The 13,753-nt window shown below is 50.1% G+C and carries 15 protein-coding genes; 1 reads left to right on the forward strand and 14 read right to left on the reverse strand.

Annotation, left to right across the window (positions count from 1 at the left end):
- Nucleotides 1-105: 105 nt before the first annotated feature.
- The 3 genes from RW092_RS18935 to RW092_RS18945 all read right to left on the reverse strand — a co-directional run bounded on the left by RW092_RS18935 (nucleotide 106) and on the right by RW092_RS18945 (nucleotide 2,398).
- Nucleotides 106-861 (reverse strand): class I SAM-dependent methyltransferase, encoded by a 756-nt coding sequence (locus tag RW092_RS18935; RefSeq protein ID WP_316010978.1) that lies wholly within the window; start codon nucleotides 859-861, stop codon nucleotides 106-108.
- Between the two features lie 35 nt (nucleotides 862-896).
- A complete protein-coding gene (locus RW092_RS18940; RefSeq protein WP_028537772.1) occupies nucleotides 897-1,586 on the reverse strand; it encodes a glycosyltransferase in 690 nt (229 codons plus the stop codon).
- Nucleotides 1,587-1,708: 122 nt separating this feature from the next.
- Nucleotides 1,709-2,398: a glycosyltransferase gene (locus RW092_RS18945; protein WP_085170328.1), complete on the reverse strand. Its 690-nt coding sequence runs from the start codon at nucleotides 2,396-2,398 to the stop codon at nucleotides 1,709-1,711.
- A 232-nt stretch (nucleotides 2,399-2,630) separates the two neighbouring features.
- On the opposite strand from RW092_RS18945, the gene RW092_RS18950 reads away from it, so the two are divergent.
- Nucleotides 2,631-3,341 (forward strand): GT-D fold domain-containing glycosyltransferase, encoded by a 711-nt coding sequence (locus tag RW092_RS18950; RefSeq protein WP_028537770.1) that lies wholly within the window; start codon nucleotides 2,631-2,633, stop codon nucleotides 3,339-3,341.
- A 38-nt stretch (nucleotides 3,342-3,379) separates the two neighbouring features.
- Here the strand turns inward: RW092_RS18950 and RW092_RS18955 are convergent, their stop codons facing one another.
- The 11 genes from RW092_RS18955 to RW092_RS19005 form a co-directional block, all read right to left on the reverse strand.
- Nucleotides 3,380-3,670 (reverse strand): ATP-binding cassette domain-containing protein, encoded by a 291-nt coding sequence (locus RW092_RS18955; RefSeq protein WP_406879544.1) that lies wholly within the window; start codon nucleotides 3,668-3,670, stop codon nucleotides 3,380-3,382.
- A 205-nt stretch (nucleotides 3,671-3,875) separates the two neighbouring features.
- Entirely contained in the window at nucleotides 3,876-5,141 is a 1,266-nt protein-coding gene (locus RW092_RS18960; protein WP_316010979.1) for an MFS transporter, read from the reverse strand.
- Nucleotides 5,142-5,264: 123 nt separating this feature from the next.
- Entirely contained in the window at nucleotides 5,265-6,104 is an 840-nt protein-coding gene (locus RW092_RS18965; RefSeq protein ID WP_009226567.1) for an ABC transporter permease, read from the reverse strand.
- Nucleotides 6,101-7,285, reverse strand: coding sequence for an extracellular solute-binding protein (locus tag RW092_RS18970; RefSeq protein ID WP_009226566.1), 1,185 nt, complete (start codon nucleotides 7,283-7,285; stop codon nucleotides 6,101-6,103). Before RW092_RS18970 ends, RW092_RS18965 begins: the two co-directional genes overlap by 4 nt.
- A 16-nt stretch (nucleotides 7,286-7,301) precedes the next feature.
- Nucleotides 7,302-8,342 carry an ABC transporter ATP-binding protein gene (locus RW092_RS18975; protein ID WP_085278274.1) on the reverse strand — a complete coding sequence of 347 codons (1,041 nt, stop codon included), beginning with the start codon at nucleotides 8,340-8,342 and terminating at the stop codon, nucleotides 7,302-7,304.
- Between the two features lie 30 nt (nucleotides 8,343-8,372).
- Entirely contained in the window at nucleotides 8,373-9,197 is an 825-nt protein-coding gene (locus tag RW092_RS18980) for an ABC transporter permease (protein WP_085170323.1), read from the reverse strand.
- 5 nt (nucleotides 9,198-9,202) lie between these two features.
- Nucleotides 9,203-10,237 carry a LacI family DNA-binding transcriptional regulator gene (locus RW092_RS18985; RefSeq protein WP_085170322.1) on the reverse strand — a complete coding sequence of 345 codons (1,035 nt, stop codon included), beginning with the start codon at nucleotides 10,235-10,237 and terminating at the stop codon, nucleotides 9,203-9,205.
- Complete coding sequence (locus tag RW092_RS18990; RefSeq protein WP_016312007.1) at nucleotides 10,234-10,977, reverse strand: glycerophosphodiester phosphodiesterase; 744 nt, start codon at nucleotides 10,975-10,977, stop codon at nucleotides 10,234-10,236. Before RW092_RS18990 ends, RW092_RS18985 begins: the two co-directional genes overlap by 4 nt.
- Nucleotides 10,978-10,993: 16 nt before the next feature.
- Nucleotides 10,994-12,016, reverse strand: coding sequence for a CehA/McbA family metallohydrolase (locus RW092_RS18995; RefSeq protein WP_316010980.1), 1,023 nt, complete (start codon nucleotides 12,014-12,016; stop codon nucleotides 10,994-10,996).
- Nucleotides 12,016-12,483: a hypothetical protein gene (locus tag RW092_RS19000; protein ID WP_016312005.1), complete on the reverse strand. Its 468-nt coding sequence runs from the start codon at nucleotides 12,481-12,483 to the stop codon at nucleotides 12,016-12,018. The genes RW092_RS18995 and RW092_RS19000 overlap by 1 nt, the downstream gene beginning before the upstream one ends.
- Nucleotides 12,484-12,725: 242 nt before the next feature.
- On the reverse strand, nucleotides 12,726-13,646 hold the full coding sequence (locus tag RW092_RS19005; RefSeq protein WP_085170320.1) for a TraB/GumN family protein: 921 nt from the start codon (nucleotides 13,644-13,646) through the stop codon (nucleotides 12,726-12,728).
- Nucleotides 13,647-13,753: the final 107 nt, after the last annotated feature.

Below are 13,753 nucleotides of genomic sequence, written 5' to 3' on the forward strand. Positions count from 1 at the left end.
TGATGTCCTCCTATCCTTCAATCAATTTGTTTTACAGTTAGGAGAGTAACGGAGGTAGTTAAACTGAATTTAAACAATAAAAAACACCCGATGGATCGGGTGTTTTCAAACCTTGGACGCTTGATTGGACTTCAATTTTCGCAGTTCTTTCAGTTGCTCATTTGCTTGCCCCAGCGCTTTTTTTCGCTGCTCGATGTCTTTCATGTGCTGGCGTTCAATCTCGGCAAATTTTACACTGTCAAAAAGAATCCATTGCTTCATCATGGAAGCATCAGGAAAGATTTGATTCCGAATCTCTTTACGTTTCACAGCCACGCAGCACAAATAGTTATGATGAACTTCCATCTTCGTGACCTCGAACCAAGGATCCAGGCAGATACCTAGGTTCCCGGCATAGAAGGTCTGCTTATGATCGTGGAAGGGATGATATCCGTATGGCACCGTTACAATCAGAGTGCCGCCGTCTGCCAGCAATCGATGTGCATGACTGATCAACACTCCGGGATTCGCAAAATGCTCCAGAATTTGTCCTAGAATGACGGTATCAAATAGCTTATGACCTTGGAATTCCGTAACATCGGCGACTTTAAATTGAACCTTGGATCGGACAGGCTTAGATTCCCGGGACAACTCCCTTTTCGCATACTGGATCGCCCCTTCTTCCAAATCTAATCCAAGAACTTTGCGTCCTTCTCGGCCCAGCAGGATCGAAGTAATCCCTTGGCTGCACCCTACGTCGAGCACTCTTCTACCCGTTACTTGACGGCAAATCCAATGAATGCGTGCTCTTGTTGCTTCATGGGACTTTTCCGAGTTCACCTGACCATAATAGCGCTCGTTGACCCGATCTTGGTTTACCAAAATCCTTCACCTCCTCTATTTCGAGGAAACCGCGGTTAACTCATAAATTCTTTCAGGACTTTCTGGATTTCTGCCGGGCTTAGACGATCTTTTTGCGGTACCTTCTTGACTAAGGTATTATTTTGATGGATGACATTCACATAATTTCGGGGAGCCAACAGTTCATGGGGTAAATCAATCACATTGCCATGTGTACCCCGCCCTGGAAGCTTCACGCGATATCCCTTCATATACTCGGCAGTCTTGTAAAGAAAAACATAGAATTGCGGGGAATAATGAAAGGTTGGTGCCATTTCTCCATTGACCGTGTCCCATAAATAGCCGTTTTGATTGATCAAAGCAATCGTTCCTTGCTTCGGTTGATAATCGTACAGCTGCTGGACATACGTTTTATGATACAGGTCGTCAGAATCCAAACGTGCGATATATAAATCCTCGCTATTTCCGGCGTATGCTTTCATTTTCTCGATACTGTTGCGTTTCGTTCCAAACCAGATATTGTTTGGCAGCGGCGGATATTTTGACAGGATATCTGCTACAATCGCTTCGCTTTCTTCGGCAATCTTAAATATCGCCAGAAAGTTTTGATTCGTTTGGGCTCTTAATGATTTCAAGGTAAAGTTACGAAAGATCGCGATGCGCTTCTCCAACCACGGCCGAGTCAGCCGATCTGGCGATAACCCGAACGTATTGAAATTGCTTTCAATCACTACTTTTCTAGTCATGCACTTCCCTCCTTGTCATAATAGCCCGTATGGTTACTTTTACTTTCGTGTAACGGAGCTACCGATCTTTCACTATATGTTGGACGTGAGGAGAAGGACAGGGCCGTCTTCCAATAACGCAGTTACCCCATGAATTCTTTTAGCACTTTTTTCTGCTCCTCTTTCGACAGTCGTCCTCTAACCGGGAGCGTTCTCGGGATCGAATTATAGCGGTGAATAACTTCGACAAAGTTACGAGGAGTTAAGATTTCATGAGGTAATTCAATCACGTTCCCGTGTGTGGCCCTTCCTGGCAGCTTGATGCGATATCCGGATGTAAATTCCGATGTCTTATACAAGAACACATAGTATGGAGGAGATTTTCGAAACATCGGTACCATTTCTCCATGGATCGAGTCGTAAGCGTAACCGTTTTGATTAATTAAAGCAAGGGTGCCTGGCTTCGGTCGATGGTCATGCAGCTGTTGGATATAGGATTTATGGTACATATCGTCAGATTCCATGCGAACTAAATACAAATTCTCGCAGGATCCAGCATAGGTTTTAATGCGCTCCATCCCTTCTTGATGGGTTACAAACATGATGTTTTTCGGTAGACGAGGGTATTTAGCCAAAATCTCGTTGATCATTTTCTCTGTCTCGGGTACGACCTTGAAGATCGCCATAAAGTCTTGATTGGTTTGAACTAACAGCGACTTCAGTGTGAACTCGCGAAAAATCTGAATTCGATTCTCTAGCCAGGGACGGGTCAGCCGGTGCGGACTAAATCCAAATGTATTAAAATTGCTTTCGATTACGATCCTTTTTGACATCTACAATCCTCCTTGCTTATAGCCGCTCACTCAGCTTAATCTAGTTCTGGAAAACAGGCCTTCTACTTTTTACTATATGTTTGTGATAACGAACGGACAGGACGGATTCCATTGCTTGCTGAAAATAGTCTTGTACCCTCCTCTACTACTTGGCAGTACAAGCACACAATTCATTCCGTGCTCGCAATCATAGACTGAAATGATTAAGCATGCGAAAGGAATGAATTGTCGGATGCAACAAATCTATTTAGATACTAAAGACTTGCTAAAGACAATCGAAGACGCACTCAAGAATCAGAAGGCATTTTCCTTAGTAAGGATTGGTGACGGGGAGAATTTGGTCATGTCTCAACATCATGTCTGGCCTGTGTCTAAAGTGCTTCAGGAACGGTGGGCCATCAAAGCCAACCGAGGGGAAAAAGGCCTGACCCTACCAAATTTACATCTGCGAAACGCCGTGATTTCTTCTGTAAAAAAGGCGACCGTTGTTGGAATCCTTCCTCCCGGAGACAACACGATTAAAGCACCGGATTATTTAAAAAGACCCTTAACGGACGAAGTGTTCTCCTATTACAAGATTGAGCCGCCTTTGATTTGCCATGCCGGAGTGAACCGGGAGTTGGCCAAAATGGAGGAATTCTGGTCCCTCCTTTCCGGCCGGAGAATTCTGATCATCACACGGGAAGCTGCAAAGCTCAAGGAACGGCTTGAACAAGAACCCTATAATCAAAAGATCGTACATGCACTGCCGTTTGACCAATGGTCGGAGTATCGGAATACGATGAAGTGGGTTATCGCGCATAAGAATAGCTTTGACGTGGCTCTGATTTCCTGCGGAGTCAGTGCAGTAGTTCTCGCGGAACAGATTGCGGCGAAATCGGGCAAAGTCGCTCTCGACTTTGGCAAAGCTAACAATATCATATTGAAAGGGCGCCCCAATTAACCTGTGGGCGCCCTCGTTAGGTTCTAAACTTAGCTGTCTTACTTTCCAATCCGCATATAGTCCCGGATCGACATCGCCCCCGGAACTCGGGCATATTGATCCAGGTGTCCTAGCCGCAGACGCGGCTGCCATTTGATGAGGCCTTGATCCGGAATCAACTCGCCGATAAGCATGCGGATCAGCGTACTTTTTCCTGCACCGTTCTGTCCGACAAGCCCCATATGCTCACCCGCATGTAATTCCAGAGAAGTTCCTTGTCTCCAATTCGGTGCGTTACACCGCTTATTTCTAATAACCTCATAGCTAACTCCCCTTATCGCTGAAAAAATAAAAAAGCAGAGAAACTAGCGCCTGTCGGCGCCGGTCCTCTGCTACGGGAACTCCCTTAAAAAACGCAAAGGACCAAGGACAAAACATTGTCCTTGGCCCATCCATTCATACACCGGTTTCAAGCACACTTAAATAAGCCTAGGGATTTTATGCTTTCCGAGTTGCGCTGTCACTTAACATGAATCGATTTCGAGGCTACGTTTGTCACGGCAGTGCGCCTTCCTGGATGACCGGTTTGCCGGCTTCCAGCAATGCTTGATTCCGTCCAAGAAAGATCGAAAGAATTAAGATGAGAAGGCCGGTCGCAATCAGCAGCCATTCGATCGCGATCACATCGGCGATCGGCCCGAAGATCAACATCCCGATCGGCATCATCGACGTGGAAATCATACTGAACACCCCGAAGATCCTTCCCAAATAGCTCTCATCGACTTTTTCCTGAATCATCGTCATCGTTGGCGTATTAAAAGCCGGCATGGCTACCCCAAACAAGGCCATAAACGCCAGATAGATCCAAAAGACGGGAATGACGCCGAGCAAAAACGTGCATGCCCCCATCAGAACGGTAGCCAGCGTCATCGTATGGACTTTATTCTTAAAGCCGCCCCATGCGGCAATCAATCCCCCACCCGCCATCATGCCGACAGAAAAAGCAATTTCAATTGCAGTAAGCCGCCAGACTTCCTCGCCGTAAGTTCGAGTCACCTGAAGCGGGTTTAAAAATGCGGCGGGGGCCATCAGAATAAAGAAGACCGCCATGAAAGCGAAAAAGGATTTTAAGTACGCTTGCCGACGAATGTAGAGCAGCCCCTCCTTAAGATCGCTGAAATAGCTGGACGACTGCTGGTCGGTGGCACGTTGATGCGGCGGAATCCGGAAATAAAGCAACAGTGTCAAAATTGCGATCGCCGCCGTAACCACATCGATGAAGAAAATGGTTTCGATCGTAGCCACGGTAAGCAGTGCAGCGCTGACGATAGGGGACACAAACATAATGACGGCTTGAATGCTTCCGTTAATTCCATTCACCTTCGTTAATTGGTCGGACGGTACGATTTGCGGCAAAATTGCCCCAACTGACGGCGTCTGCACACCCGAGCCAAGCGCACGAATCGCAGCCATAACAAAGAGCAGCCATGCTTCCTCATATCCCATCAGGAACAGGAGCGCGAGGATCAGGGTGGCCAAAGCGATCATGCCATCTGACAGCATAATTAACCATTTTCGGTTGTATCGGTCCGCCCAAACGCCCGCCACCGGGGATAACAGGAACGTGGGAATAAACCCGCAGATGATATATAACGTCATCATAATCCCCGACTTCGTATTCAGCGTAATATACCACATGATGGCATACTGCACCAGCGAAGAACCAAACAGTGAAATGGTTTGACTGCTCAGGAACAGGATGATATTTCTTTTCCACTGCTCTTTTGTTGTCGCTTGATTTGACCTGTCTACGTTATTCACGGACATCCCCTCTCGATCTGAAAATTACAGAATAATTATACTGTAAGCGACTCCAAATCACCAAATCAATGGAAAAGATGGTTATAAAAAAGAACCCCGAATCCCGGGGTACATCGAGCCTTGTTATAATTTGGCGTTCTCCTCTTTGGCCATGGAACGAATGTAGAACACTCCCAGCACGGAACAAAGCAGAAACGAGAAGAACGCCATCGCTGCTGCCTGCTCTCGCTCCTGAAAGACACTAAACACCTGCTGCATGGACACGCCCAGCATTTGCGGTGAGTTAGCCCCCAGCAAGAATGGAGCCGTAAAGGAGCCAATAGCCCCCATAAACACGAAGGTTAGCGCAACGAGAAACGTTTTGTAGGACAACGGTAAAATAAATCTCGCAAACAATCTTAACTTCCCTGTTCCGACGTCTTTGGCGCTTTCGATAACCGATGAAGGAATTCCGGCCAGCGCCGAGCTGAGCAGCATGGTCGTAAACGGAATATTGAACCAGAGGTTCGCAATGATGATCCCCTTCTCATCGAAAATAATCCGCGGCAGCGTGACGCCGATGTGCGTAAGCAGGCGCGCCAACCAGCCGTGGTTCCCGAGCAGATTGATCAGCCCATAAGTCGCGATCACCCCTGGAATGAACAACGGGATCATATACGTCTTGCGTATCAGCTCGACGATGGGGCCCTGATTAAAACGCATGTAGATCGCCAGCGTATAGCTGATTAGCAGCACCAAGGCACAGGTAATGAGGGTGATCCGCAAGGTAAACAGTAAATTCGCCCGCATCCCTTTATCCGCAAACAGGTAATGGTACCGGCTCAAATCGTATCCCCCAGCCTCGTTCGTGAGACTTAGCACCAATGATTGGATGATAGGGATGATGACGACAACCAATAAAATGGCGAAGGAGGGGAGGACCATTGCCAGCCCCGCCATCGCTTGTTTCCACTCTTTACTCATTGTGCAGCAACTTCACTTTGCCAACGTTTGTTGATTTCTGTGCCGAGGTCGCCAATGTTGAAGGTGCGGAAGCCTTCGGCCACCCCTTTGAATTTATCCTGTGTTTCCTGCGGCATATTGGACAATTCGATCCCCGGGAACCCGTTCATTTTCTCGACGATGACGTTTTGTGCTTCTGGCGACAGGACAAAGTCGAGGAACTGGTAGATTGCTTCTTTTTTATCGGACTCCCCGTTGACCATCAGATACGTAGGCCCGCCGTTAAAGCCAGGCGTGATTTGCTGCATTTTGATCGTATCGGGAAGCAAGCCTTCGTTAATTTGCTGCAGCACCATATCCGACCATGCCGGAATCAGCGATACCTCGCCGTTCATCAGAAGATCTAAGGTGCCTTGGTTCTTCTTAGGGTAAATCCCATCACCGTAAACGTATTGACCCAGCTCTTTGAGCGTTTGGAATCCAGGATCCCATTTGGCCATCACGGATGGATCGGAATTGTGAATATCTTCCTCTGGTAAGTCCTTGTAGATTACCGTATGAACAAAGGAACTGCCCGCACCGCCGGTGGACGGGTCATTATAAGCAAATTGTCCAGGGTTCGCCTTGATCCAAGCCAACAGCTCGTCCAACGTTTTTGGCGGGTTGGAGATTTTCGTACTGTCGTAAGCTAGAACAACGGCGGAGGAACGGTAAGGAATTGCGTAGTTATCCACGTCTTTCATAGTATCGGGATTGACCTTGGCCAGATTCGGGATAGCGTTCGAATCTAACTGCTGCCACACTCCGTCCTTCGTGCCTTGGGATACAACGCCGATTCCGTCTTCATACAAATCGATGTCCCCCGAGCCTTTGCCAGCCTGCTTGGCAGCCAGAATCCGATCATAGGTCGGCTGCGCACCGGTTCCGGACGGGATATAAACGGGGTTCACGTCTACTTGATTGTTTTGCTTCTCGAACATCGGAATCAGTGTATCCCACAGATCCTTCACGTTTTGCGAGCCTGTAAAGTAAAAGTTAAACTTCACCGGTGCATTCGCCGTTGCCGGCGTTGTCGTTGATTCGCCCTGTGCTCCTGTATTTGACGCCGCTCCATTTATACCCGCACCCCCACATCCGGCAAGCAAGGTCATTGACAACAACGCAGTAGACAATAGAGTTAACCACGGTTTCTTGGATCTCATGTTCGTTTATCCTCCCTTAGTTGGGTTCACCTGACGGAAACCCGATCAATTTGACGATCTTGACGCCAACGTCCTTCCCAACCGACAAGTGCTGTGTTGCTTCCTTCGATTGGAACGTACGCAGCGTCCCCCATCCCGGCAGCTCCACGGTCACTTCGGCATAATGCCCTAGTACCATCACTTGCTTGATTCTCCCCGCCAACTTCTCTTCATTCTCCTCTGCCTCACTTAACACGACATCCTCCGGTCGGATCGCTGCGGTAACTTTGCCGCTGAGCCGCTTCTCATTCGGAAAGCGGAGCGCGCCGATCCGGATGCTCCGTTCATCCGCCACCCCCTCCAAAAAGTTCATCTTGCCGATAAAGCTTGCCACATATAAAGTCTCAGGCGCATCGTAAATTTGTTGCGGGCCTGCGATTTGCTCGATTCGCCCGTGATTCATCACCACGATCCGGTCGGAGAGCGACAAGGCCTCCTCTTGGTCATGCGTTACGAACACCATCGTAAGTCCGGTTTGCATTTGAATTTCACGGAGTTCCTCACGCATCTCGTGACGTAGCTTCGCATCCAGCGCCGAGAACGGCTCGTCCAACAGCAGCACAGCCGGCTTCAGCAACAAGGAGCGGGCCAAGGCGACGCGTTGCTGCTGTCCGCCCGACAATTCAGCAGGATACTTCTTCTCGTAACCCGATAACCGGACCAGCTTCAACGCGTCAGCGACGGCAGCACGGATTTCCAATTTGGGCATTTTACGGATCTTCAGCCCAAACGCCAAATTTTCGTACACAGACATGTGCGACCATAAATTGTAACTTTGAAACACCATCGACGTAGGGCGCTTCTCCGGCGGCACCCCGATAACGCTACGGCCTTCGATCAGGATGTCCCCCCCATCTGGTTCGAGAAAGCCGCCGATACTGCGCAGCACCGTCGTCTTTCCGCATCCCGATGGACCCAGCAGGGTCACGAGCTCACCTTGCTTCACGGTTAAGTTGATATCGCTGACTCCGTCCCCTGTCTTATAACGTTTCGTCAAATTTTGCACCACTAATTGCATGCGGTTTACCCCCTTTTCCCTTGGGTCGGCTTATTTCGTTTGGAACCCGCTCGCCAGCACATCTGCGCTGACCAGACGTTGTGCAGCAAGCAGCAAGATAATGGTCGGCAAGGTTAAAATGATGGAGAACACCGCTCCTGCGCTGCTCGGAAAGTCCGAAATAATGGAGTACATCACGATCGGCATTGTCTTGAAATCCGGAATCCCCACAAGGAAGGTCCCTTGCGCCTCATCCAACGAGTTGAGAAAGGTAAAGACCGAAGCAACCATAATGCCGGGCATCGCCATGGGCAACGTGATACTCCGAAACACCCGAAATGGAGTTGCCCCAACATCCCGTGCCGATTCCTCCTGCGCCCGATGCACATTACGGAAGGCAGCCGTAGGAATCCAAGTCATGAACATCAACACATTAATCATATGAATCAAGACGACACCCAGCAGGGTATTCATGAGACCAATTCGATAAAACAACACCGCAATCGAGACATATAACCCCATCTTCGGGAATGCATGCGTCAGCAGGAACGAGAACAAGAACATTCGCTTCAGCGGAAACTGGATTCTCGCGAATGCATACGCAGCTGGAATACAGATCAGGATGGATAACGCCGTTACGATCACTGCGATCAAGAACGACAATGAAATCGAGGAGACGATGTCGTCCTTGGCTAATACGAAGTTCCACCATTTGAATCCCCAAGTCGCCGGCAAGACGTCCGGATAGTTCCACTTCTCACTGAACGCCAGCACCAGCAGGTTCAAGAGCGGGCCGGCGAAAAATATCGCAAACACGGTAAGCAGCACAAACTCGATAATTCGCCTTGCCCCTACTTTTTTCCAATACCATCCCATTCAGGTCACTCCTTCCCTTCCGTTGATTGACGTTTGACCACATAACTCTCATATTCCACCAGCTTCGGCAAATCGGCTTCGCCGCGGATCAGCTTGTCCAACAGCTCCACCGCATCTCGTCCGATCCCGACGGCATCTACGGTAACCGTTGACAGCGACGGTGAGTACATGCGGCCAAGCTCGATATCGTCGTACCCCAAGACAGCAACTTCCTGGGGAATCTGAACGCCTCGATCCAGCAGCAACTTCATGGCGCCTAGCGCCAGCATGTCGTTGGTCGTGAACAGCGCGGTATATCCGTATTTCCGAAAGTCCGAGAAGTGCTTCTCCATCCGTTGGAAGCCGGTATCAAAGCTGGACTCCGGAGAAGGAATCACCCTTACAGCGCCGGATTGCTCCGAGAGGCCTAATTGTTCCAGACGCCGGAGGAATCCCGTTAAGCGGAGCGAGTGACTGCGATGCTCCACTGGTCCGGCGATGACGAAAAATTGACGATGTCCCAGCCCGTATAGATATTCGGCTGCCCGCGCGCCGCCAGTTTCATCGTTGCTGACGAGATGAATCACATCCGGATCGTCGGTCGAACCGTTGACCATGAGGTAAGGCAGATGAAATTTTTTGACGTAATCGATCACGTTCTTCTGCAAACGGCTGACCAGAATCAATCCATCCACCCGCTGTTCCAGTAAAAAATCGGTGGAGCGTAAGCTCATCTCTCGATCCGTCTTCAAGAAGACAGAATACCCGCGGGCTTCGGAAGCGAACAGAATTTCGTCAATGATTTTGCCGTACAGCGGATGAGAGACGATCGGCGGCTTCTCACGAAATACGATGACCCCAAGATTGTAGGTGCGTTTGGTCACCATCGCCCGGGCGACAGCATTCGGCTTGTAATGGAGAGCTTCCGCCGCTTGCAGCACCCGTTCCTTCACCTCCGCACTGGCATATCCGTTGCCGGAGATCACCCGGGAGGCGGTGGACTTGGATACTCCCGCCACCCGGGCTATCTCCCGCAAGCCATGGTTCGGCTTCCTAGTCAACGTAGAGTCTCTCCTTCACTTGCGATCATTTCGTTTTTCACAGCGATCAGCTCGGCAACATTCCGGGAAGTGATCGAATCCACGCCTAAGCCAGCCATTCGCCGCATAACGTCTGGCTCTGCGACAGTCCATACATATACCGCCAGCCCTACTTGTCTCGCCGCAGTTATGAGCTCCGGTCGAACCAACTGGTACGGAACGTTTAACCCGAAGCATCGCGCCGAACGGGCTTCATCACAGGCCTGGGCAACAGCCTCTGCATATGAGCTCAATCGAAAGCTGTCGATATTGACGTTCAGCAGCTTACGAATGGACGGGGTGAGACGTTCAGCTTCCATGGCAACCGCGTATCCACATCCGCTGAAGAAGGCTTGATTCGTCATTCCCATTTGGAGCAGCGTCGCAGCCGCTGGTTCCAGGCAGGCCGCTGATTTGATATCAAGGTTCATCGTTTTTCCAGTTTCTTTGATCCAACGCAGAACGGATTCCAGAGGGAGACGCTCCTCCTTCGAAAATTCCTCCAGCTCCTCCAGTGTAATGTCTGATAATCGGGTCTGCCGTCCATCTGCAAGCACCACCTCGTCGTCATGAGCCAACACCAACTTTGCGTCTCGCGTAATCCGAATGTCGTCTTCATAAACGTCCACTCCAAGGGCCAATGCAGCATTAAATGAGGCTAAGGAATGATCGGGGTGCCCCATGCACCCGGTATGAGCTGTGATCAAAGGGAATTGCTTCATGTCATGAACTACCTCCTTAATCGAAATAAACCGGATTGGTAAAAGCAATTAACGTATAAATTTCGCGCACCATCCCCCAAAGCTCGGCTCGCAGCCATTTTCTCGGCTCAGACGAGAGCGGCAAACCGGATAGACGGATGACATCGTCGCCCGGTTTGCCGCCGTTCCACATCACCTCGGTATCCAGCTCCTGGCCCCGGTCCGAGCAGAGGATCAGCTTGTAATTTTGATCGGGCAACGACCATAACCCCGGCCGAACGGAGAAATCAATCGTGATCTCCGCTTGCATATCCCTGTCCTCTTCCAGTTGCAGAGGTGACGGAATGACGGAACCCAGAGCGTAGCTTTCGCCGCCGCAGCTCACCGAGAGCAGCAGCAACGGGCCGATCGTCACCGAAGCTTTCCCTTCTCGAAGTGCGTTGACCAGATGTTCCTCCTTCGGCAATTCGTCTTCCGGGATGCCGAGATAGGTCACCGACAGCGGCTCATCCGTCTCCTTCTGCACATGCCAATCCCGGCCAGACGTCGCTGAGATCCGCAAGCCTTCACTCAGCTTGTCGGTCCAGAGGGCATACGCTCGTCGGTTGTTGGTGCGAATGGAAGCAAACGTCTCAGACCAAACCTCAATATAGTCAACAACGGACCAGTCCTGAATCTCATACTCCCAGAAGCATCCGGTGCAAGCCGGACTGCCGATCCGGAACGGATGAGCCAAACCGGCAATCCCGCCGAGTCGATGCACCGCTTGAATCCCCTCATCGATTTTGTTGCGGTCGGCTTTCCGCCAATCCGCATATTCGCTTAATCCGATCGTCACCATATGGCCATAGAATGTCGTCCACTCCATCCCAGGAACGATGAGCAGTCCAAACTTTTTGGAGATAGCCTCCTTCCCTGCGAGCCCGGTCATCGTATTGTGATCGGTAAGCGCAATTGCATCGAACCCAAGTTTTGCCGCGCCCTCTGCTAATTCTTCCAGCGTCTGGGCGCCGTCGCTATGCAGCGTATGAGTATGCAGCTCACAAGCCAACCACTTCATTACGCCTCATTCTCCTTTTCGGCCCAAACTTGGAGCAAATAATTACAGGTATCCGTGACGATCGAGTGAACGCTTAGCGTGACTTCCCAATCTCCGGCAGGTAGAGGGCCTGGAAGTAACCCAGGGGAAGCTTCTCTTGCCGCAAGCGCCAGCTCCTGTACCGGGTCATGACGATGACAGGCGCCCCGATAACCCAGCGGATCGTCAAGCGAGAGCGTGATCAGGTTTTTTAGGGGGATATAGTTGTCTGCCTGGGCTAATGCCAGTGCCTTCTGTTCCGGCAACAGATAAGCATCGAAGCTTTGATTTAGCAGTTCCAAAGATCGTCCGCGGTCTTCCAGCACCTTTGGGGAATATTCAAATTTCAGTCGCAGCCGGCTGCAATCCTCATCCAACTGAAACGGAATCCGGATATGCGTCTTGTTATCGACCGGCGTCACACGCCCTATCACATCGAGTACCAGCAATACGGCTCATCGCCTTTCTTGTTTTATAGAATCATCACAAAGCCTAATGTCCTATCTTGAAGTGGGAACGGTCCCACATGTTCTCATGGTACTGCTCGAACATCAAGGCGGTATCATCCGCGTGTTAATCTTGTGTAAAAGCAAAAGAAGGAAGCGAACAGGTTCGCATCCTTCTTTTTTCATCCTTATTCATGTTCAGTTGTCCGTATGCGTACAGATAAGCCTCACCCGCCGATTGCTTCTTACCGGTCTTGCAGCATAATTCGGTAAGCAGGGTATTGATGGATGGCGATGCCGCCAAACCCGGCATGCTGCGCAAAATAAGCGTTGATGGCCTGAATCTGTTGGTTCATGTAAACTAAGCCTTTATTATAGTACGTAATCTCACTGGGAATCGTAGAGCCATTAGGCGGACTGGTCTCTGCACCGATATAAACCTTCTTCCCCAAGCTTGCGGCATAATCGGCTTCCGCCAATGACGCGCGAATCTGCCGGTCAGCCGTGTCGCGGTAAGCCATTAGGGATACGGTATCCACGATATCCAATACGAAGTAACTTAACGGCTTCCGTTGTCCGCCTGTCTCCACCATCACCGGATTTTCCCCTGTCGCATACCAGCAAGGAATCGCCGCATTAAACTCGAGCGGATCGCCGCTGGTGCGAATTTCTGCCGCGATTTTCTTCAACACCTGCAGGTATTGATAATTGACAGAACCTCGCTTCGTTTGGTATTCCGGCAAGACATGCGGTTCAATATCAAATTGAATGCCGTCAAAGGTGCTGTCCGGGTGGGAAGCATTAAACGCCAGCACCTGCCGAAGCTCTGCGAGCGCATCGCGATGTCGTCCTTCCAAGGCCCACTCGGCTCTTCCGACCAGCGCAAAGACGCGGATCCCCTCCGCATGTGCACGATTGATCAGCTCCGTATAGGTTGCCGGTTGATCCGGCAGCGTTCTGCTTGTTCCAATAAACAACAGGTTGATGTTCTGGTCCTTCAAAAACTCCAGCAAAGACGTAATTTTTTGTGAGTTGGAAGCCGCATCATAGAAATCCCATGCCCAAATGGCTTTGGTTGATCTTGCCTCTGCTTGGGCCGGAGTGGTGACTCCCATAATTCCCGCCAAACAGATTGCCAACAACAGCAAGATTGCCTTGTTCTTCACTCGTTCCTCTACACTCCATTCCTTCTCTGATTTCCCTGTGATGCGATCCTCAAATGTCCGTACTTCTTCCAGGGCGAATTGATTCAGAATGAGATTAACATAAAACG

It is taken from the genome of Paenibacillus sp. 3LSP (genome assembly GCF_032465655.1).
Classification (GTDB): domain Bacteria; phylum Bacillota; class Bacilli; order Paenibacillales; family Paenibacillaceae; genus Fontibacillus; species Fontibacillus barengoltzii.